Genomic DNA, 18,276 nt, shown 5'->3' with positions numbered 1-18,276 from the left:
TGCCTCGCTTAGACGCACGCTACGCAAATCATCCGCGCTCGGCGCTTTCATGGACGTCGCCGCTGCGCTTATGGACTCCGCGTTCGGCGTTCTCACGCATGTCACCGTTACGCTTGCGCCTTCATTACCGCCCCGTCTGTGCGGTTTTTAGCGGACGGGCATTGCTTCCGCGTTGGTGATCCTGCGGAGCTCTTTATAGGTGATGGAGAACATGGAGTTGTGGTCCCCGGCGCCGGCCCAGAGGACGGGGTGGGCGGCCAGGGATTCGTCCAGCAGCGTCCTGATTTTGTTGCGGTGGCCGACCGGGGCGACGCCGCCAACGCGCTGGCCGGTGTGCAGCAGCACGAATTCGGGATCGGCGCGGCGGATTTTCCCGGACCCCAGGGTCAGCGCCACCTTGCGGACGTCCACCTTCGCGGCGCCGCTGGCGAGGATCAGCAGGGGAGCGCCGTCGAGGTCGAACACCAGGCTGTTCGTGATCGCCGCGACGTCGCAACCCAGCGCGGCCGCTGCCGCCGCCGCGGTCGGCACGGCCGTGTCGAAGACGGCCACGGTGTCCTCCGCGCCGGCGGCGTCCAGGGCGCGGCGGACATTCGTTACAGCGTCGGGGTGCATGCTGTCCTCCCTAAAAACCTTGGGCGTCGAGGATGGCGTCTTCCTCTTCCTCGGCCGTCGCCTTCCTGCCCTGGCGGGGCAGCGGACGACGGCGGGGCGCGGCGTTGCTGCCGTCGTGCAGGTACGGCCCGGTTCCGCCGTCCGCGGCGGCCGCCTCGTCCTCGGCGTCGATGGCGGCGTTGCGCGCCTGCTGGCGCGCGGCGTAGCCGAAGCCGACAAACATCAGCACACCGAAGGCGAACCACTGCAGCGAGTAGGACAGGTGCGTGCCTTCCTCGGTGGACGGCTTGGGGAACCCGATGGGCATGTCCGCCGCCGGCGGCGTCTCGGAGGCCAGCTGGCCGTAGGCGCCGGTGAGCAGCGGGTACCCGAGCTGGGCCGAGTAGGCGGCCAGGTCGATGGACGCCAGCTGGCCGTCCGGGGCGCCGCGGTTCAGCTCAGGTTCGGTGTGTTTCAGCCGGGCCACCACCGTGACCTTACCGGCCGGGGGCGCCGGCACCGAGTCCGGGCTGCCGGGGGTCTTGTTGCCGATGGGCAGCCAGCCGCGGTCGATGACGACCGTCTCACCGGACTCCAGTTTGAACGGAACCACCACCTCGTAGCCGGGCTGCCCGTTCAGGGGACGGTTGCGCACGATCCGCTGGCCTGCGGCGTCGTAGCTGCCCCGCAGTTCCACCTGGGTCCATTCACGCTCGGGATCGAGCCGGACGAACTGGTCCCTGGCGTCGGCGAAGGGGATCGGCGTGGCCGAGTAGTTCGAAACCACGCGGTTGATCTCCGCGAGGGTTTCGGCCCGGCGGTCCATCTGCCAGCGGCCCAGGAACACGCAGGCCGTGGCGAAAATTGCGGCCAGCAACAGGTAGCCCAGCCATTTGCTGGAGAAGAGAAAGCGGTACATTCAGCGTGCCCCGCCGCTTTCCGCGGCCGTTTCCGTCCGCGCCGCATCCCGGCCGGTGTCGGGGGAATCCGGATCGAGGGCGACCGTGTCTTTCCAGAGCCCGCGGGTCCGCAGGTAGTCCTCCAGCCAGTCGCGGTGCTCCGGGCAGGCCAGCCAGACCTTGCGGCGCTCGGGAGTGTGGATGCGGGGGTTGTTCCACAACAGCTGCCAGGCGGCGTCGGCGCGGCACGCCTTGCGCGAGCACATGGCCGCGGCGGGCTCCCCGGGGGAGCCGGCCAGGTCAAGAAGATTCATGAAGCAGCCCGTCCGTGGTCCTCGTCGTCGTCAATCAGTTCGCCCTGCAGCAGCGTCGCGGAGGGATCCTCCGCGAGCCCTTCCTTCGGGCCGGTGCCCGGGGTGCCTGCCGGGGATTCCAGTTCGGCCAGCGGAACGTAGTCGATCAGGGACTCGCTGTGCACTTCGGCGTGGTCGCTGCCGTTGGCGATCACCACCGCGACCCAGGGCAGGAAGACCGCCCCGATCACCGGCAGCACCTTGAACCAGCCGTCCACCACGAACACGAGCACCAGGCAGACCATGCGGATCCCCATGGCCACGGCGTACTTGATCATGCGCTGGCGCATTTCTTCCGAATGCGCGGCAGCGGCGTCAGTGATGCTGTGGACCTCGGCGTCGCCGGAGTTCCCCCCGGGAGTCCGCTCGCCGGGTCGGGTCTTGTGTGTCACGGCTGTCAGATCACGCTCCATAGGCTTCCTTTAATTCTCTCACCATCGGCGGAGGGCCCCAAACAGGGCCCGCCCTGCAAGGAGGCCCGCCGCGCCTGCGGCTAAGATCGGAGGCAGGAAAATCCAGCCCATCCACCGCGGTACCAGTGCGCCGCAGAAACCGGAGTCCTCCATGTCTGAAGCAACCGCGACCGGCCGCAGTGTCCTGATCACCGGCGGCAACCGGGGCATCGGCCTCGCCATCGCCGAGGCGTTTCTCGCCAACGGGGACAAGGTGGCCGTCACGTACCGCAGCGAAACGGCGCTGCCGGAGGGGATCCTGGGCGTCAAGGCCGACGTCACGGACGAGGCCTCGGTGGACGCGGCGTTCGCCGAGGTGGAGGCGGCGCACGGCCCCGTCGAGGTTCTCGTCGCGAACGCCGGCATCACCAAGGACACGTTGCTGCTGCGGATGAGCGAGGACGACTTCACCTCCGTGATCGACACCAACCTCACCGGCGCGTTCCGTGTCATCAAGCGCGCCTCGAAGGGCATGATCCGGGCACGGAAGGGCCGCGTGGTACTGATCTCCTCGGTCTCCGGACTCTACGGGGCGCCCGGCCAGATTAACTACTCCGCGTCCAAGGCCGGCCTTGTCGGTATTGCCCGGTCGCTCACCCGCGAACTCGGCGGCCGCGGTATCACCGCGAACGTCGTGGCACCGGGATTCATCAACACGGACATGACGGCCGAGCTCCCGGAGGCCACCCAGAAGGACTACCTGTCGAAGGTGCCGGCGGGCCGGTTCGCCGAAGCGTCGGAGGTTGCCGGCGTCGTGCGCTGGATCGCCAGCGACGAAGCCGCCTACATCTCCGGCGCCGTCATCCCGGTCGACGGCGGCCTCGGCATGGGGCACTAGGGGCGCCGTTCCGACGACGGCGGCAGGTGGCGGAGGGCGCATAGCGTCCGTCGGGCGCCGCCGCCGTTTTCGCGCCTCCCGCCGGCGCCCAGCCGGGGCCTTTGGTCCTTGGCGCCGCGGCGGGCCGGGCGTGTAATGGGGGTACAGCCCCCGACCATGCCTCGGCGGGGGCGTGGACCCAGGAGGACAAATCATGACTGATCTCAGCAAGTGGACGCCCTCGGACATGCTTGAGCCGGTCCGCCGCTTCCTCGACGGCGACCTGACGATGGCGTCCAGCATCAAGGTCGAACAGTTCCAGGACGGGAACACGCTGGTGGTGCGGGCGGAGGTCCCCGGAATCGACCCGGAGAAGGACGTCGATGTCTCGGTCAGTAACGGCATGCTAAACATCAAGGCCGAACGCGAGGAGAAGACCGAACACAAGAGCAAGACAGGTTACCGCTCGGAGTTCCGGTACGGCTCGTTCGTGCGCAGCATCGCGTTGCCCGCCGGTGCCAGGGAGGAAGACATCACCGCCAGCTACAAGGACGGCGTGCTTGAAGTACGGGCTCCGGCTCCCGTCGCGGCCCCGGCCGAGACGACGAAAAAGATCCGGATCGACCGCAGCTGATCCGGCCGGGTCCGGGCGCTCAGCCTGCCTCGTCCCGGGCCCGCCGCAGCCAGTCCGCGACCTCGGCGTCGAGGTCCTCCTCGGAATGAAGCTCAAGGTGGTGCATCCAGAGACTGGGGGAGACCTGCACCACGGATTTGAACCGGGGTGAGGCGAGGCGCTCGTGGAGCGCGATCGAGAGCACGGCCGGAACCGTGGATCGCACATAGCGCCCCGGCCACCAGACGTAGGCGAAGCCGCGCCGGGCCCGGAAAGCGACCTGGCTCTTGGTGGCACGGACGTGCACCTGGCCGGATACGGCCGCCGGGCCTAGCGTCACCAGCAGCCCCTCCACCGCCCGGAAGAGAGCCAGGCCGCGCGGAGACCCGCTGAAAACTTCCTCCGGCGTGGACTCGGTACCTCGCAGTGCCATGCCCGGATCCTACGCCGCCACCCAGGGCCGGGACAGGCCCGGTTGCCAAAGCTGCCACTAGAACACTGCGAACGACCCACCGGGTGACGGACATGCCCATCTTTTGCGCACGCCGGTGACGGACATGTCCATTCCTAGCCGCGGCGGGTGGGCATGCCGCGCTATGCCCACCCGCCGCGGCGCGCGACGGACATGTCCGTCGGAGGCCAGCCCTGAACTAGCCGGGTGCGTCTTCTTTGTGGATCCGGTACAAACGGTTTGCCCGGGGACGCTGGCATGATGGACAGCAGACCCCACCGTATTTGGATGTTTGGAACAAAGGAGCTCGTATGGGACTGCTGGAGAACAAGACCGCGATCGTTACCGGTTCATCGCGTGGCATCGGCGCCGAGGTTGCCAAATTCCTCGCCGCGGAGGGTGCCGCCGTCGTCGTGAACTACCGCCAGAAGGCACCCCGCGCCAACAAGGTCGTCGCCGAGATCGAGGCCGCCGGCGGCCGCGCCGCAGCCGTGGGCGCAGACCTCACCACCCAGGAAGGCGTCCAGGCCCTGGCCAGCGCCGCGATGGAGAACTTCGGCGCCTTGGATCTGCTGGTACTGAACGCCTCCGGCGGAATGGAATCCGGCATGGAGGAGGGGTACGCGCTCAAGCTCAACCGCGACGCGCAGGTCAACATGCTCAACGCCGCCGTGCCCCTGATGTCGGTGGGCTCCCGGGTGGTCTTCGTGACCAGCCACCAGGCCCACTTCATTGAGACCGTGCCCACCATGCCCGAGTACGAGCCGGTCGCCCGCAGCAAGCGCGCCGGCGAGGACGCACTCCGCGACCTCATCCCTGCCCTGGACGAGAAGGGCATCTCTCTCCTGGTCGTCTCCGGCGACATGATCGAAGGCACGGTCACCGCCACGCTGCTGGACCGCTCCAACCCCGGCGCCATCGAGGCCCGCCGCGCCGAGGCCGGCAAGCTCTACTCGGTCAAGGAATTCGCCGCCGAGGTCGCCAAGATGGCCACGGCCGACGTCGAGACCGGCCACACCGAGTACGTCGGCGGCGCCGATTACTTCGACAAAGCGGACGGCGCAGGCACCAACTAGCCGCTACCGGGATGGCACTTGGCGGCAATGTTCCTGAAGAACACTGCCGCCAGGTGTCATTTCGCGTTTAAGGTCAGACGCCCGCGATGTGGCGGACGGCGTCCAGGTATGGCATCTCCACGGCGGCGTCGGCCGCGGCGCGGACGGCGGGCTTGGCGTTGAAGGCCACCCCGATGCCGGCAGCGCCGAGCATGTCCAGGTCGTTGGCGCCGTCGCCCACCGCAATGGTGTGTTCCATCGGGATGCCCTCGGCCGCGGCCCACTCGCGCAGGTACTTTTCCTTCGCGGCGCGGTCCACGACGTCGCCGAGCACCCGCCCGGTCAACGCCCCGTCGACGATCTCCAGCTCGTTCGCGATCCAGTAGTCCAGGCCCAGACCCTCGGCAATCGGGCGCAGGATCTGGTTGAACCCGCCCGAAACGACGGCGACGGCGTGGCCTGCCGCTTTGAACGCGGCCACCAGGGCCTCCGCGCCGTCGCTGAGCTGCACCTCGGCGCGGACGGAGTCAACGACGTCGGCCGGCAGCCCGGCGAGCACCGCGACCCGGGCGTGCAGGCTCTGCGCGAAGTCCAGTTCACCGCGCATGGCCGCCTCGGTCACGGCCGTCACTTCCTCGCGTTTGCCGGCGTAGGCGGCGAGCAGTTCAATGACTTCCTGCCGGATCAGGGTGGAGTCCACGTCCATGATCAGCAGTTTCCGCGGAGCCTGCCGGAGGGCCGCGGGCACGACGGCGGTTCCCACGCCGGTGCCGGCGGCCACGCCTGCGTCGGTGACCGCGCGGCGGACCTCCGCCAGGCCGGCTTCGGTCAGGGGTTCCGGGGCCGTGCACTCGATGGTGTGGACGTCGAAGCGTCCGTCGCCGGAGCCGGACTCGTGGCCCACGGTCAGGCCCGCCGAGGCCAGGGCGCGGTGGAGCTGCTGCACGTCGGAGGGGGACAAATGGACGCCGTAGCTGACCGCGGTCACGTTCGAACTCATGGCTTCAATCCTAGCGATCGGCCCGGCGCGGCCCTGAATTCGTTTCCGCCCGGTGACGCCCCCGGCCGGGGCGCCGCTGCCGGTTATCAGTAGCCCGCTTTTTTGTCCTAGTGTCTACTCCTATGAGTGAAGTTCTTGAATTGGCCGCCGTCAGCGTTGTGCGTGGGGCGAAGACGCTCCTGGACAAGGTTGACTGGCAGGTCAAGGAGGGCGAGCGTTGGGTCATCCTCGGCCCCAACGGCGCCGGCAAGACCACTCTGCTCCAGGTCGCCGGCGCGCGGCTGCACCCGACCAGCGGCATGGCGGGCATCCTCGAAGAGGTCCTCGGCGCCGTCGACGTCTTCGAACTCCGCCCCCGGATCGGCCTGTCCTCGGCCGCCCTGGCCAACCAGATCCCCGGGCATGAGACGGTCCTCAACGTCGTCGTGACCGCCGCGTACGGCGTCACCGGACGCTGGCGCGAAGGCTACGAGAAGGACGACGAACGCCGCGCCTTCGCACTGCTGAACGAGTGGGGAATGGGCCCGCTGCTCAACCGCCCCTTCGCGTCCTTGTCCGAAGGGGAGCGTAAGCGCGTGCAGATCGCCCGCGCCCTCATGACGGACCCTGAACTGCTGCTCCTTGACGAGCCCGCCGCCGGCCTGGACCTTGGCGGCCGCGAGGACCTCGTGCACCGGCTCAGCGGGCTGGCCCGGGACGAGGCCGCACCGGCGATCGTCCTGGTCACGCACCACCTTGAGGAGGTGCCGCCGGGCTTCACCCACGCCCTGCTGATGCGCGACGGCGGCATCGTCGCCTCCGGCCCCATCGGGGACGTGCTCACCGCCGGGAACCTCAGCGACACCTTCGGAGTGGACCTGGACGTCACTGTCACCGGCGGCCGGTACACCGCCACCGCCCGCCGCTAACGGGGCCGCGCACAGCACGTGGAGTTCCTCAGCAGCATCTTCATCTTCTTCGCCGGGCTCTGGGCCGGCACCATCAACAGCGTGGTCGGCTCGGGCACCCTGGTGACCTTCCCGGTCCTCATCGCGCTGGGCTTCGCGCCGGTCACCGCCTCGATCAGCAACGCCATGGGCCTGGTCGCGGGCAACGCCGCCGGCGCCTGGGGCTACCGCAAGGAGCTCGCGGGGCGGGGGAGGCAACTGTTGCGCCTGCTGCCGGCGTCCCTCGCCGGCGGCATCACCGGCGCCTACCTGCTGCTGCACCTTCCCGAGGCCGTCTTCCATTACGCGGCCCCCGCCCTGATCGTCGTCGCGCTCCTGATGGTGGTCTTCCAGCCGCGGCTCCAGCGCTGGGTCCAGACCAGGGAAGAGAACCCTGCGAACGCCCTCCGCGACAAGGGGCACTCCGTCCTGCTGGTGGTCCTCGTCTATCTCGCGGGCGTGTACGGCGGTTACTTCGTTGCGGCCCAGGGCATCCTGCTGGTCGGCATCCTGGGCGTGTTCATGGCGGGCACCATGCAGAACGCCAACGCCATGAAAAACATCCTCGTCCTCGGCGTGAACGTCGTCGCCGCCGCGTCCTACCTGTTGTTCGCCTTCGACCGGATCAGTTGGACCGCGGTCGGCCTGATCGCGGTCAGCTCCCTGATCGGCGGCCTCATCGGATCCAAGGTGGGCCGCCGGCTGTCCCCGCCGGTGCTGCGCGGAGTCATCTTCACCCTCGGCGTCGTGGCGCTGGGCTTCATGATCGCCAAACTGCTGAATTGACCGCGCCGTGAACTTCCAATACCTGAACTCCGCCGACGATCCGCGGGTCGCGGACTACACGCAACTGACCGACGTGCACCTGCGCAAACTCCGCGAACCCGCCGAGGGGATGTACATCGCCGAATCATCCCGTGTCCTCCGCCGCGCCCTCGCCGCAGGACACCGGCCGCGCTCATTCTTCCTCGCCGAAAAGTGGCGCGAGGACCTCGCCGACGTCTTCGAGGCCTACCCGGACGTGCCGGCCTACATCGGCTCCGCGGAACTCCTGGAACAGATCACCGGCTTCCACCTGCACCGCGGCGCGATGGCCGCCATGCACCGCCCGGCGCCCGTTCCGCTGCCCGAGCTGCTCGCCGGGGCCCGCCGGGTTGCCGTCCTCGAAGACATTGTCGACCACACCAACGTCGGCGCGATCTTCCGCTCCGCCGCCGCCCTGGGCCTCGACGCCGTACTCATCTCGCCGCGCTGCGGTGACCCGCTGTACCGGCGCAGCGTGCGCGTCAGCATGGGAACGGTGTTCCAGGTCCCGTGGGCCAGGCTTGATGAATGGCCGGGGGACCTGGCGGTGCTGAAGGACCACGGCTTCCTTGTCGCCGCCATGGAGCTCACCCCGGACGCCGTCGACGTCGATGACCTCGCGGCCCGGAACCCGGAGCGGCTGGCGCTGGTGCTTGGCACCGAGGGTGCGGGCATGAGCGCGGCCACCCTGGCCGCCGTCGACCTCGCCGTGAAGATCCCCATGCGCCCCGGCGTCGACTCGCTCAACGTCGCCGCGGCCTCCGCCGTCGCCTTCTGGGAGCTGCGTCCCCGCGGCTGAACGCGGCCGGCCGCCCCGGTCCGGCCGGTTCGTCGGAGCCGCGGATCTGGGCTATCATTGGTAGCTGGCCGTTCAGCGCTTTCCGGCGCCGCACGCCCACTCCCACTCATACCTGGCAGCTGGCAAAATCCAGTTGCGCGAACAAAGGTCCAATTATGCAGTCTGATATCCACCCGAAGTACGAAGCTGTTGTTTTCAACGACCTGGCTTCCGGCGTCAAGTTCCTGACCAAGTCCACCGTGTCTTCCTCGAAGACCATCGAGTGGGAAGACGGAAACACCTACCCGGTCATCGACGTCGAAATCTCCTCCGAGTCCCACCCGTTCTACACGGGCAAGCAGCGCATCATGGACTCCGCAGGCCGCGTCGAGCGCTTCAACGCTCGCTTCAAGGGCTTCGGCGGCAAGAAGTAACCTTCTTCTTCCCAAGGTCTTGTGGAAAGCCCGCACCGGAAACGGTGCGGGCTTTTTGCGTCCCGGCAGGAGGGCGGCGCGGCGTGGCAGGATGGAGGGTATGACTTCCTCTCCCGCCTTCGACGCCGCCAGCACCGAGGACGACGGCGGCCGCCGCCACGGCGAGTACAAGGTGCCCGGCGGCAAACTGGTCGTGGCCGACCTCGACGTCGTCGACGGCGTCCTGGCCCACGTCTCGATCAGCGGCGACTTCTTCCTCGAGCCGGATGAGGCGCTGCCCGAAATCAACCGGAGCCTCACCGGACTCCCCGCCGATACCGGCGCGGCCGACCTCGCCGCCGCCGTCACGGCGGCCCTGCCGGCGGACGCCGTCCTGTTCGGTTTCTCCGCCGACGCGGTCGCCATCGCGGTCCGCCGTGCCCTGGCCAAGGCCACCGGCTGGGGCGACCACCGGTGGGACATCATCGGCCCCACGGTCCTGCCCACGCACGTGAACGTCGCCCTGGACGAGGTCCTCACCGAGGAAGTCGGCGCCGGCCGCCGCAACCCGGCGCTGCGCTTCTGGGACTGGGAGGAGCCGTCCGTGGTGATCGGCAGCTTCCAGTCCGTCCGCAACGAGGTCCACCCCGAGGGGGTCAGCCGGCACGGGATCAGCGTCGTCCGGCGGATCAGCGGCGGGGGAGCCATGTTCATGGAAGCCGGCAACTGCATCACCTACTCGCTGTATCTGCCGCAGACGCTCGTGGACGGCATCAGCTTCGCGGACTCCTACGGGTTCCTGGACGCCTGGGTCATGGCCGCCCTGGAAAAGGTCGGCATCAGCGCCTACTACGTGCCGCTGAACGACATCGCCACCGAACACGGCAAGATCGGCGGCGCCGCACAAAAGCGGCTCGCCAACGGCGGCATGCTGCACCACGTCACGATGAGCTACGACATCGACGCCGACAAGATGGTCGAGGTGCTGCGGATCGGCAAGGAGAAGCTCTCCGACAAGGGCACCACGAGCGCCAAGAAACGCGTCGACCCGCTGCGCCGGCAGACCGGGCTGGCCCGCGCCGAGATCGTCGCGGCCATGATGGAGGTCTTCAGCGAACGCTACGGGGCGGCGCCGGCCGAGCTCACCGACGCCGAACTGGACGCCGCCCGCCGCCGGGTGGAGACCAAGTTCGGCACCCCGGAGTGGCTGCACCGGGTCCCGTAACCGCAGCTCGGTCGGGGCGTTAGCCTGCGGCCTGGGCTGTCAGCGCCCGGAGCAGCTGGCTGCGCTGTTCGACGATGATCCGGCGCAATGCCCGCGGGGCGTCCGGGTGTCCGGCCAGCCATGCGTCCGTCCTCACCAGCACCGGGTGCCCGGCCGGGGAACCGGCGCCGTCGAGGTCCTGTCCGGCCGGGAAGAGGCCGCGGACGATCCTGCTGGCAATTTCGATGCTGCGGGTGGCCCAGACCCGCTCCAGGCACTCGAAGTACGGTTCCACGTAGCCCGCCAGCAGGGATGCCGGGGCGGTGTTGAAGCCGGCGATCGTTGCGCTGAGCAGCTGGTTGGACAGGGCCGTGCCGTGCACCGCGGCGTCCCAGGCGGCGTCTTTGACGGCCGGGTCCGGCCGCGCCGCGAGGGCCGTGGCGTGACCGGACTTCCCGGACGCGGTGTTGTCGCGGGCCAGTTCGGCTTCGAGATCCTCCGGACCGGCCTGGCCGTGGGCCGCCAAAGCGTGCCAGAGGTTCCAGCGCAGTTCGGCGTCGACGGCGAGCCCTTCGATGACGGTGCTGCCGTCCAACAGGCCGCGGAGAAGGTCCAGTTCGCCGGCGTCGAAACGGCTGGTGGCGGCCAGGGTTCTGGCCCAGGCCAGCTGCTGGTCCGAGCCGGGGGCCGCGGCGGCCAGTTGCGCCGCGGCGGTGGCCAGGAACGCGTGCCGGACCGCGCCGCGGCGGCGGGCCGGAACGTAGCGTTCAATGGCCGTCGAGGCGTTCCCGAGCACGGCCAGGAGGACCCCGATGCCGGGTTCGGCGGGGGCGAAGCGTTGCACGGCCTCGACGTAGCGCTCCGCCGGGGCGGCCGCGTCGCGCGCCGCGTCCCACAGTGCGGTCCAGCACAGCGCCCGCGCCATCGGGTCGCTGATCGCGTCGAGGGAGCTGCGCACCGTGGCTTCGGACTGCGGGTCCAGCCGGACCTTGGCGTAGCTGAGGTCCTCGTCGTTGACCAGCAGCAGCGCCGGCCGGGCCTTCCCGGCGAGAGCGGAGACCACGGTGCGGCCGCCGTCGACGTCGGTTTCGACGCTGTCGGTGCGGACCAGGGCGCCGTCGGCGTCCGGGTTGTAGAGGCCGATCCGCAGCCGGTGCGGGCGCGGTTCCTGCCGGCCGGTGGCGGGGTCTTCCGCCTGCTGGGTGATCGCCACGGAACCCATGACCCCGCCGTCGTCGTCGATCTCGGCGGTCAGCGTTGAAATGCCGGAGGTCTGCAGCCACTGCCGGGCCCAGGCGCCGAGGTCCCGGCCGGAGGCGGCGCTGAGCGCGGCCAGCAGGTCCGCGAGGGTGGTGTTGCCGTAGGCGTGGTCGCGGAAGTACCGGCGGGAACCGGCGATGAAGGCCTCGAAGCCCACATAGGCCACCAGCTGCTTGAGCACCGAGGCGCCCTTGGCGTAGGTGATCCCGTCGAAGTTCTGCTTCGCGGCCTCGAGGTCCGGGATGTCCGCGACAATCGGGTGCGTGGTGGGCAGCTGGTCCTGGACGTAGGCCCAGGCTTTGCGGTTGTTGGCGAAGTTGACCCAGGCGGTGTCCCAGTCCGTGGTGCGGTCCACGCCCAGGGTCCCCATGTAGTCCGCGAAGGATTCCTTGAGCCACAGGTCGTCCCACCACCGCATCGTGACCAGGTCACCGAACCACATGTGCGCCATCTCGTGCAGCAGCGTGTTCGCCCGGCCCTGGTACTGCGAGTCGGCGGCCCGGGAGGTGAAGACGTAGCTCTCGGTGAACGTCACCAGTCCGGGGTTCTCCATCGCGCCGAGGTTGTATTCGGGGACGAAGGCCTGCTCGTACTTGCCCCAGGGGTAGGGGTAATCGAAGAGGCGGTTGAAGAAGTTCAGCCCGTTCCGGGTCAGCCGGAAGAGTTCCTCCGGGTCAAAGGACGGCCCCATCGACGCGCGGCAGTACAGCGCCAGCGGCACCTCCAGCCCGGTTCCGTCCGCCAGCGTCCCGTGCCAGGTGTCCTCGGCCTTGAAGTAGGGGCCGGCGAGGACGGTGGTGATATAGGTGGACATCGGCTTCGTCGGTGCGAAATCCCAGCGGGCCGCGGCCGGGTCGCCCGGCACGGGCGTCCGCTGCGTTTCGGTGCCGTTCGAGGACACCGCCCACCCGGAGGGGGCGGTGACGTGGAAGGTGAATTCGGCCTTGAGGTCGGGCTGTTCGAAGTTGGCGAACACCCGCCGCGCGTCAGCCGGCTCATACTGGGTGTAGAGGTAGCACTGCCCGTCGGCCGGGTCGAAAAACCGGTGCATGCCCTCACCGGAGGTGCTGTAGAGGGCCGTGCCGGTGACCGTGACCTGGTTGTCCGCCTGCAGGTCATCCAGCCGGATCCGGGAGCCGTCCACGACCTCCGCGACCGCCAGTTCCCGGCCGTTGAGGGTGACCGCCTGCACCTCGCCGCCGATGAAGTCCAGGAACGTCGCGGCGCCCGGTTCCCGGGCGGAGAAGGTGATCGTGGTCCGGCTTGGGTAACCCGTCACGGCCGGGTCCGCCGCCTGCCGGACGTCCAGCCAGACGTCGTAGCTGTGGGTGCTGATCAGGGCTGAGCGGGCCGCCGCTTCGTCGCGGCTGAGGTTCTGGTTCGACACCCCGCTATCTAATCATGGGCGGCCCCGCGGGCCGGGTACCGGCGAACTCCGGGCAGCGATGAACTCCGTCAGCCGGCGGGGATGAGCACGACGGCGGCGCCGAGTCCCAGCGCGGCGATCAGCAGCCACGACGCCAGGGCGGCCAGCAGGGCGGGCGTGCCCGTGTGCAGCAGCTGCCGGACGCGCACGGCCGAGCCGAGGCCGAAGAGTGCCATGCCCAGCAGGCCGTCCTGCAGGACGGCCGCCGCCGCGAGCACCTCCGGGGCCAGCCAGCCGGTGGACCGCAGCGCGGCCAGGGCGATGAAGCCCAGGACGAACAGGGGAACCAGGGGAGGACGCCGTCCGCCGCCGTCGGCGCCCCTGCGGTGGTGCAGGCCGGCGGCGGCGACCATCGGGGCGAGCAGCAGCACGCGGGTGAGCTTGACGACCACGGCGACGGCGAGCGCCGAGGCGCCCGCGGTCTGGGCTGTGGCCACGACCTGGCCGACGTCGTGCACCGACGCGCCTGCCCACGCACCGAAGGTCTCCGGTGCCAGCCGCAGTGGTCCGACCAGGAGCGGCAGCGCGCCGATCGCGAGCGTGCCGCACAGGGTAACCAGGGCGATCGGAAGCACGGTGTCCTGCTGCCGGATCCGGCGCACCGCGGCCATCGCACCGATCGCCGAGGCACCGCAAATGGCGAAACCGGTCGCAATCAGCAGCGACACCGGCGGCGGCAGCCGGAACAACCGGCTGATCCCGTAGGTGCCGGCAAAAGCCGCCAGCACCACCGCGGTGATCAGCAGCAGCGCGGGCCAGCCCAGGCCCAGCACGTCTACCACGCTGACCTTGAGCCCGAGCACCACGATCCCGGCGCGCATCAGGTGCTTGCCCGCGAAATCCAGGCCGGCACGGCCCCGCCCGGCGCTCCACCCCGCGGCCCCGGGCAGGTTCGCGGCGAGCAGGCCCAGCACCACAGCGGCCGTCATCGCCGGCAGGGCGGGCAGCGCCGCGTGCACGGCGAGGGCTACACCGACGGCGGCGGCGCAGCCGAGCAGGCCCGGCAGGAGGCGCAACGCAGCCCCGCCGGCCGGCGGAAGCGAAGAGGGGCGGGAAAGGGGCACGGCTTCCACCCTGCCCTATGAAGGCGCCAACGGCCGCACGCAACACCGCACGCACCAGGGTGCACAACGCCGCGCGCACCGCCGCCCGCCCCGCGCGCACGGCGCGGCGGCCGTGGACCGAAATGATTTCGTCACGAAAAGATGGTTGGCTAGTGGGCATGTCTGACCTTTTCGAGGATTACTCCGCGGCTGCCGGCCGCAGCGGCGCCTACGACGAGATGTTCGCCCCGGGCCAGCAGGCCCGCAGCTCGTACGGCCAGGTCGCCGGCGCGCTCCGCGAACTGTCGCTGGCCGACGTCACCGCCCGGGCCGACTCCATGGCCCGGACCTTCCTGGACCGCGGCGTCACCTTTGACTTCGCGGGGGAGGAACGGCCGTTCCCGCTGGACATCGTGCCCCGCGTCATCCCGGCCGACGAATGGAGCGTCCTCGAACGCGGCGTCGCCCAGCGTGTGAAGGCCCTGGAGGCGTTCCTCAACGACGTCTACGACAAGATGGCGGTCGTCGCGGACGGCGTCATCCCGCGGCAGCTCGTCACCACCAGCGCGCACTTCCACCGCCAGGTCCACGGCTTCGAGCCGGCCGGCGGCGTCCGGGTGCACATCTCCGGGATCGACGTCGTGCGCGATGCGGCGGGCACGTTCCGGGTCCTGGAGGACAACGTCCGGGTCCCCTCCGGCGTCAGCTACGTCCTGGAGAACCGCCGGGCCATGGCCAAGGGCCTGCCGGAGGCGTTTGGGCAGCAGCTCATCCGCCCGGTGGAGGAGTACCCGCGCCGCCTGCTCTCCGCGCTGCGCAAGACTGCGCCGGCCGGCGTCGACGATCCCACCGTCGTGGTCCTGACCCCCGGCGTGTTCAACAGCGCCTACTTCGAGCACACCCTGCTGGCCGGCCTGATGGGCGTCGAACTGGTCGAGGGCCGCGACCTGATCTGCCGCGGCAACCGGGTCTACATGCGCACCACCGCGGGTGAACAGCGCGTGGACGTGATCTACAAGCGGATCGACGACGAGTTCCTCGACCCGCTGCAGTTCCGCTCCGACTCCATGCTCGGCTGCCCGGGCCTGGTTAACGCCGCCCGCGCCGGCGGCGTCACGATCGCCAACGCGGTCGGCAACGGCGTCGCGGACGACAAGCTGGTGTACAGCTACGTCCCGGACCTGATCCGCTACTACCTGGGCGAGGAACCGGTGATCGCCAACGTCGACACCTTCCGGCTTGAAGAGCCCGAAGCCCGCGAGCACGTGCTGGACCGGCTCGATGAGCTGGTGGTCAAACCGGTCGACGGTTCCGGCGGCAAGGGCCTGGTGATCGGCCCGGACGCGTCCCGGGACGAACTGGACGCCCTGCGCAAGCGGATCATCGCGGACCCGCGCGGCTGGATCGCGCAGCCGGTGCTGCAGCTCTCCACCGTGCCCACGCTCAGCGGCGACAAGTTCGGACCGCGGCACGTGGACCTTCGCCCGTTCGCGGTGAACGACGGCGACGACGTCTGGGTCCTGCCCGGGGGCCTCACCCGCGTGGCGTTGAAGGAGGGCTCGCTGATCGTGAACTCCAGCCAGGGCGGCGGCTCCAAGGACACCTGGGTCCTGGCCGACTCCCCGCAGGTGCCGGTCGAGTCAATCCCGCGGCCGTCGATCGCGGTCCGCGAACGGGTCTCGGTCTGGCCGGTCGAGAGCAACTGGCGCGACAGCCAGAAAGAGCAGCAACAGCAGCAGATGTCCGACGCGCAGGAGGTAGCCGCGAATGCTTAGCCGTATTGCCGAGTCACTGTTCTGGATTGGCCGTTACGTCGAACGGGCCGACGGCACCGCCCGCATCCTGGACGTCCACCTCGAACGGCTGAACCACCTGCCGATGGAGGAGCAGCGCAGCGTCGCGCAGGAACTGCTCGCCGTCATGGGAGCGCGGCCGCAGTCCGAGGAGTTCGGCCTGGACGAGCTGCTGCACGCCCTGGCCTACGACAAGCACAGCGCCACCTCGATCGCCGGTTCCCTCGGCGCGGCCCGGGAAAACGCCCGCCGCGCCCGCGAGACCGTGTCCTCCGGGCTCTGGGAGAGCCTGAATACCACGTACTACGGCCTGAACCAGCACCGCAAGGACGTCGTGGGGACCTACCGGTTCTGCAACTGGGTGCTTGAGCGCACCGCGATGGTCAGCGGCCTCGCCGACACCACGGTCAGCCACGACGAGAGCTGGCTGTTCCTGGTCCTGGGCCGGTCCCTGGAGCGGGCCGACATGACCGCGCGCATGCTCTCGACCCGGGATGTGCTCTCCGCCGGCATGTCCTGGGTGAACATGCTCCGCTGCGCCGGCGCCTACGAATCCTTTTTGCGCACCCGCCGCGCCGCATTCGGTGACCAGCACGCGGCTGAATTCCTGCTGCTGGATCGGCTCTTCCCCCGCTCCATTGTCTACGCCCTGCGCGACGCCGACGACTGCCTGGCCAAACTGGACCCCTCGGCCCAGCGTGTCGGCTTCATCAACGACGCGCGCCGGATCGTCGGCCAGGCCCGGACCTTCCTGGAGTTCCACCGCACCGACGACCTGATGTCCGAGCTGCCCGAGCACATGGAACGGGTGCAGAAGGCCGTTTCGCAGGCCTCGGACGCGATTTCCCGTAAGTACTTCAATCAGGCAGACGAACTGGCCTGGGTGGGAGAAGTTTCATGACCCGGCTCAGCATCACGCACAGGACCGCGTACAAGTACAACCGGCGGGTCACGCTTTCCTACAACGAGGCGCGCATGACGCCGCTGACCGACCCGCAGCAGGTGGTGCTGGAGTCCTCGATGAAGGTGTCCCCGGCGCAGGCGGCGGTCAGCAGCTACCGGGATTACTGGGGAACCCGGGTGACGGCCTTCGACATGCAGATGCCGCACGAGTACCTGGAGGTGCTCTCCACCACCACCGTCGAGGTGCACCGGGTGGAGCGGATCCCGGCGGAAGCTGACATCGTGGCCTGGGAAGACCTCGCCTCGGCGGAGACACTGAACCGGTTCAGCGACTGGATCCCGCAGTCCCAGCTCACCGGACCCGGCGCCGAGGTCCTCGGCATCGTGCCCGGGGTCGTCGCCGGGCGCAACCCGCACGAAGCCGCCATGGCCGTGTTCGAGTGGATGCGCGGCGAAATGAGCTACATGAAGGGGTCCACCGGGGTCACCACCAACGCCGAGCAGGCGTGGAACCAGCGCCAGGGTGTCTGCCAGGACCTCGCCCACCTGGCCATCGGGGCCCTGCGCAGCTGCGGGATCCCGGCCCGGTACGTCTCCGGCTACCTTCACCCGCGCTCGACGGCGGAACTGGGGGAGACGGTCGCGGGCCAGTCACACGCGTGGCTGGAATGGTGGGACGGCGAATGGCGCAGCTGGGACCCGACGAACCACAAGCCGGCCGGGGACTTCCACGTCACCGTGGCCCGGGGCCGCGACTACCGCGACGTGCCGCCGCTTAAGGGCATCCTGTCCGGCGGCGGCGGGTCGGACCTGTCGGTGAGCGTGGAGATCACCCGGCTGGCCTGAGCCGCACGGGCAGCCCTGCTACCGCCGCAGCCGGTCCCGGCTATTCGAGGCCGGAGCGGGTGGCGTCATCCAGCGGGGTCCACCAGGTCAGGGGCGGCACGATCTTGAACCGCCGGCCCGTGATGGTGTCCGGCGTGATCCGGACAAAGTGTTCTTTCTTGCCGGCCTGCCAGGGGAAGAGCAGCAACCCCACCGTATCCAGGACTTCTTCCTGGTTCTTCACCGCGGCGGCCTGGCCCTTGACAACCACGCTCCAGGCGATGCCGCTGTCCGAATCCACACCGTCGGCCTCGACCGCGACCGGGGTGTCGCCCGTGGCGGCCTGCAACTTGGTCCCCTCTGCGGTACGGAACACCAAGGTGCCGTGGTCCACCTTGTAGTTGATGGGGAAGATATCCGGGTGGTCGTCGACCCAGACGGCCATCCGGCCCACCGTGACGCTGCGGAGCAGCCGCCAGCACTCGTGGGAGTCCAGATTCTCGACGTCGTGGGACTGGCCTGGGTTGGACTGGCCGGCGGCCGGATTCGGATCAGTGCTCATGGCGCCGAGCCTACGACAGCGGCCGCGGCAGAAGCTAGGGCATAACGGCCCGGCGGCCGAATAAACGTTCCTTCATCCACGGGATGATCCCCGCGGATGGGGGTA

At 69.4% G+C, this 18,276-nt stretch carries 20 protein-coding genes; 11 read left to right on the top strand and 9 right to left on the bottom strand.

Annotated features, from left to right (window positions below):
- Nucleotides 1-147 precede the first annotated feature (147 nt).
- From ASG71_RS12005 to ASG71_RS11990, 4 genes are read right to left on the bottom strand one after another with little or no spacing between them, the layout of a single operon-like run.
- Nucleotides 148-615: a YbaK/EbsC family protein gene (locus ASG71_RS12005; RefSeq protein WP_056739490.1), complete on the bottom strand. Its 468-nt coding sequence runs from the start codon at nt 613-615 to the stop codon at nt 148-150.
- A gap of 10 nt (nt 616-625) precedes the next feature.
- Nucleotides 626-1,513 (bottom strand): SURF1 family protein, encoded by an 888-nt coding sequence (locus ASG71_RS12000; protein ID WP_056739487.1) that lies wholly within the window; start codon nt 1,511-1,513, stop codon nt 626-628.
- Entirely contained in the window at nt 1,514-1,807 is a 294-nt protein-coding gene (locus tag ASG71_RS11995; protein ID WP_056739485.1) for a hypothetical protein, read from the bottom strand.
- The gene (locus ASG71_RS11990; protein WP_056739483.1) at nt 1,804-2,259 is read right to left on the bottom strand and encodes a DUF3099 domain-containing protein; all 456 of its coding nucleotides are present in this window, start codon (nt 2,257-2,259) and stop codon (nt 1,804-1,806) included. The genes ASG71_RS11995 and ASG71_RS11990 overlap by 4 nt, the downstream gene beginning before the upstream one ends.
- 151 nt (nt 2,260-2,410) lie before the next feature.
- Between ASG71_RS11990 and fabG the strand changes: the two genes are divergently transcribed.
- Both fabG and ASG71_RS11980 read left to right on the top strand, forming a co-directional pair.
- Nucleotides 2,411-3,136 (top strand): 3-oxoacyl-ACP reductase FabG, encoded by a 726-nt coding sequence (fabG, locus tag ASG71_RS11985; protein ID WP_056739481.1) that lies wholly within the window; start codon nt 2,411-2,413, stop codon nt 3,134-3,136.
- 193 nt (nt 3,137-3,329) lie between these two features.
- The gene (locus ASG71_RS11980; protein ID WP_056739479.1) at nt 3,330-3,749 is read left to right on the top strand and encodes an Hsp20/alpha crystallin family protein; all 420 of its coding nucleotides are present in this window, start codon (nt 3,330-3,332) and stop codon (nt 3,747-3,749) included.
- 19 nt (nt 3,750-3,768) lie between these two features.
- Here ASG71_RS11980 and ASG71_RS11975 read toward each other — a convergent pair whose 3' ends face one another.
- A complete protein-coding gene (locus tag ASG71_RS11975; RefSeq protein ID WP_056739477.1) occupies nt 3,769-4,161 on the bottom strand; it encodes a DUF5655 domain-containing protein in 393 nt (130 codons plus the stop codon).
- A 329-nt stretch (nt 4,162-4,490) separates the two neighbouring features.
- Between ASG71_RS11975 and ASG71_RS11970 the strand changes: the two genes are divergently transcribed.
- Nucleotides 4,491-5,255, top strand: coding sequence for an SDR family oxidoreductase (locus tag ASG71_RS11970; RefSeq protein WP_056739475.1), 765 nt, complete (start codon nt 4,491-4,493; stop codon nt 5,253-5,255).
- 73 nt (nt 5,256-5,328) lie between these two features.
- Here the strand turns inward: ASG71_RS11970 and serB are convergent, their stop codons facing one another.
- Nucleotides 5,329-6,234 (bottom strand): phosphoserine phosphatase SerB, encoded by a 906-nt coding sequence (gene serB, locus ASG71_RS11965; protein ID WP_056739473.1) that lies wholly within the window; start codon nt 6,232-6,234, stop codon nt 5,329-5,331.
- Nucleotides 6,235-6,356: 122 nt separating this feature from the next.
- On the opposite strand from serB, the gene ASG71_RS11960 reads away from it, so the two are divergent.
- The 5 genes from ASG71_RS11960 (at nt 6,357) to ASG71_RS11940 (ending at nt 10,380) form a co-directional block, all read left to right on the top strand.
- On the top strand, nt 6,357-7,142 hold the full coding sequence (locus tag ASG71_RS11960) for an ABC transporter ATP-binding protein (protein WP_056739471.1): 786 nt from the start codon (nt 6,357-6,359) through the stop codon (nt 7,140-7,142).
- A gap of 18 nt (nt 7,143-7,160) precedes the next feature.
- Nucleotides 7,161-7,946: a sulfite exporter TauE/SafE family protein gene (locus ASG71_RS11955; protein WP_056739469.1), complete on the top strand. Its 786-nt coding sequence runs from the start codon at nt 7,161-7,163 to the stop codon at nt 7,944-7,946.
- A gap of 7 nt (nt 7,947-7,953) precedes the next feature.
- A complete protein-coding gene (locus tag ASG71_RS11950; protein WP_056739467.1) occupies nt 7,954-8,763 on the top strand; it encodes a TrmH family RNA methyltransferase in 810 nt (269 codons plus the stop codon).
- 155 nt (nt 8,764-8,918) lie between these two features.
- Nucleotides 8,919-9,176, top strand: a complete 258-nt coding sequence (locus ASG71_RS11945; RefSeq protein WP_056739465.1) for a type B 50S ribosomal protein L31 — start codon at nt 8,919-8,921, stop codon at nt 9,174-9,176.
- A gap of 100 nt (nt 9,177-9,276) precedes the next feature.
- Entirely contained in the window at nt 9,277-10,380 is a 1,104-nt protein-coding gene (locus ASG71_RS11940; RefSeq protein ID WP_056739462.1) for a biotin/lipoate A/B protein ligase family protein, read from the top strand.
- Nucleotides 10,381-10,399: 19 nt separating this feature from the next.
- Here ASG71_RS11940 and pepN read toward each other — a convergent pair whose 3' ends face one another.
- Entirely contained in the window at nt 10,400-13,006 is a 2,607-nt protein-coding gene (gene pepN / locus ASG71_RS11935; protein ID WP_056739460.1) for an aminopeptidase N, read from the bottom strand.
- Nucleotides 13,007-13,074: 68 nt separating this feature from the next.
- Nucleotides 13,075-14,109, bottom strand: coding sequence for a YeiH family protein (locus ASG71_RS11930; RefSeq protein ID WP_056739458.1), 1,035 nt, complete (start codon nt 14,107-14,109; stop codon nt 13,075-13,077).
- Nucleotides 14,110-14,267: 158 nt separating this feature from the next.
- Here ASG71_RS11930 and ASG71_RS11925 point away from each other — a divergent pair, with 158 nt between their 5' ends.
- From ASG71_RS11925 to ASG71_RS11915, 3 genes are read left to right on the top strand one after another with little or no spacing between them, the layout of a single operon-like run.
- The gene (locus ASG71_RS11925; protein WP_056739456.1) at nt 14,268-15,863 is read left to right on the top strand and encodes a circularly permuted type 2 ATP-grasp protein; all 1,596 of its coding nucleotides are present in this window, start codon (nt 14,268-14,270) and stop codon (nt 15,861-15,863) included.
- Nucleotides 15,856-16,782 carry an alpha-E domain-containing protein gene (locus tag ASG71_RS11920; RefSeq protein ID WP_056739454.1) on the top strand — a complete coding sequence of 309 codons (927 nt, stop codon included), beginning with the start codon at nt 15,856-15,858 and terminating at the stop codon, nt 16,780-16,782. The genes ASG71_RS11925 and ASG71_RS11920 overlap by 8 nt, the downstream gene beginning before the upstream one ends.
- On the top strand, nt 16,779-17,630 hold the full coding sequence (locus ASG71_RS11915) for a transglutaminase family protein (protein WP_056739453.1): 852 nt from the start codon (nt 16,779-16,781) through the stop codon (nt 17,628-17,630). The genes ASG71_RS11920 and ASG71_RS11915 overlap by 4 nt, the downstream gene beginning before the upstream one ends.
- A gap of 40 nt (nt 17,631-17,670) precedes the next feature.
- Here the strand turns inward: ASG71_RS11915 and ASG71_RS11910 are convergent, their stop codons facing one another.
- The gene (locus tag ASG71_RS11910) at nt 17,671-18,171 is read right to left on the bottom strand and encodes a pyridoxamine 5'-phosphate oxidase family protein (protein WP_056739451.1); all 501 of its coding nucleotides are present in this window, start codon (nt 18,169-18,171) and stop codon (nt 17,671-17,673) included.
- Nucleotides 18,172-18,276 lie beyond the last annotated feature (105 nt).

This window comes from Arthrobacter sp. Soil763 (genome assembly GCF_001428365.1).
GTDB lineage: Bacteria > Actinomycetota > Actinomycetes > Actinomycetales > Micrococcaceae > Arthrobacter.
The sequence above is the reverse complement of the archived record's forward strand: the minus strand, read 5'-3'. Positions and strand labels throughout refer to the sequence as shown.

Excerpts from the sequence above, each read along its gene's own strand:
- ASG71_RS11970 (WP_056739475.1), top strand. The coding sequence starts at position 4,491 with ATGGGACTGCTGGAGAACAAGACCGCGATCGTTACCGGTTCATCGCGT.
- ASG71_RS12000 (WP_056739487.1), bottom strand. The coding sequence starts at position 1,513 with ATGTACCGCTTTCTCTTCTCCAGCAAATGGCTGGGCTACCTGTTGCTG.
- ASG71_RS11995 (WP_056739485.1), bottom strand. The coding sequence starts at position 1,807 with ATGAATCTTCTTGACCTGGCCGGCTCCCCCGGGGAGCCCGCCGCGGCC.
- serB (WP_056739473.1), bottom strand. The coding sequence starts at position 6,234 with ATGAGTTCGAACGTGACCGCGGTCAGCTACGGCGTCCATTTGTCCCCC.
- ASG71_RS11945 (WP_056739465.1), top strand. The coding sequence starts at position 8,919 with ATGCAGTCTGATATCCACCCGAAGTACGAAGCTGTTGTTTTCAACGAC.
- ASG71_RS11925 (WP_056739456.1), top strand. The coding sequence starts at position 14,268 with ATGTCTGACCTTTTCGAGGATTACTCCGCGGCTGCCGGCCGCAGCGGC.
- ASG71_RS11960 (WP_056739471.1), top strand. The coding sequence starts at position 6,357 with ATGAGTGAAGTTCTTGAATTGGCCGCCGTCAGCGTTGTGCGTGGGGCG.
- ASG71_RS11980 (WP_056739479.1), top strand. The coding sequence starts at position 3,330 with ATGACTGATCTCAGCAAGTGGACGCCCTCGGACATGCTTGAGCCGGTC.
- fabG (WP_056739481.1), top strand. The coding sequence starts at position 2,411 with ATGTCTGAAGCAACCGCGACCGGCCGCAGTGTCCTGATCACCGGCGGC.
- ASG71_RS11920 (WP_056739454.1), top strand. The coding sequence starts at position 15,856 with ATGCTTAGCCGTATTGCCGAGTCACTGTTCTGGATTGGCCGTTACGTC.
- ASG71_RS11915 (WP_056739453.1), top strand. The coding sequence starts at position 16,779 with ATGACCCGGCTCAGCATCACGCACAGGACCGCGTACAAGTACAACCGG.
- ASG71_RS11975 (WP_056739477.1), bottom strand. The coding sequence starts at position 4,161 with ATGGCACTGCGAGGTACCGAGTCCACGCCGGAGGAAGTTTTCAGCGGG.
- ASG71_RS11910 (WP_056739451.1), bottom strand. The coding sequence starts at position 18,171 with ATGAGCACTGATCCGAATCCGGCCGCCGGCCAGTCCAACCCAGGCCAG.
- ASG71_RS11990 (WP_056739483.1), bottom strand. The coding sequence starts at position 2,259 with ATGGAGCGTGATCTGACAGCCGTGACACACAAGACCCGACCCGGCGAG.
- ASG71_RS11940 (WP_056739462.1), top strand. The coding sequence starts at position 9,277 with ATGACTTCCTCTCCCGCCTTCGACGCCGCCAGCACCGAGGACGACGGC.
- ASG71_RS12005 (WP_056739490.1), bottom strand. The coding sequence starts at position 615 with ATGCACCCCGACGCTGTAACGAATGTCCGCCGCGCCCTGGACGCCGCC.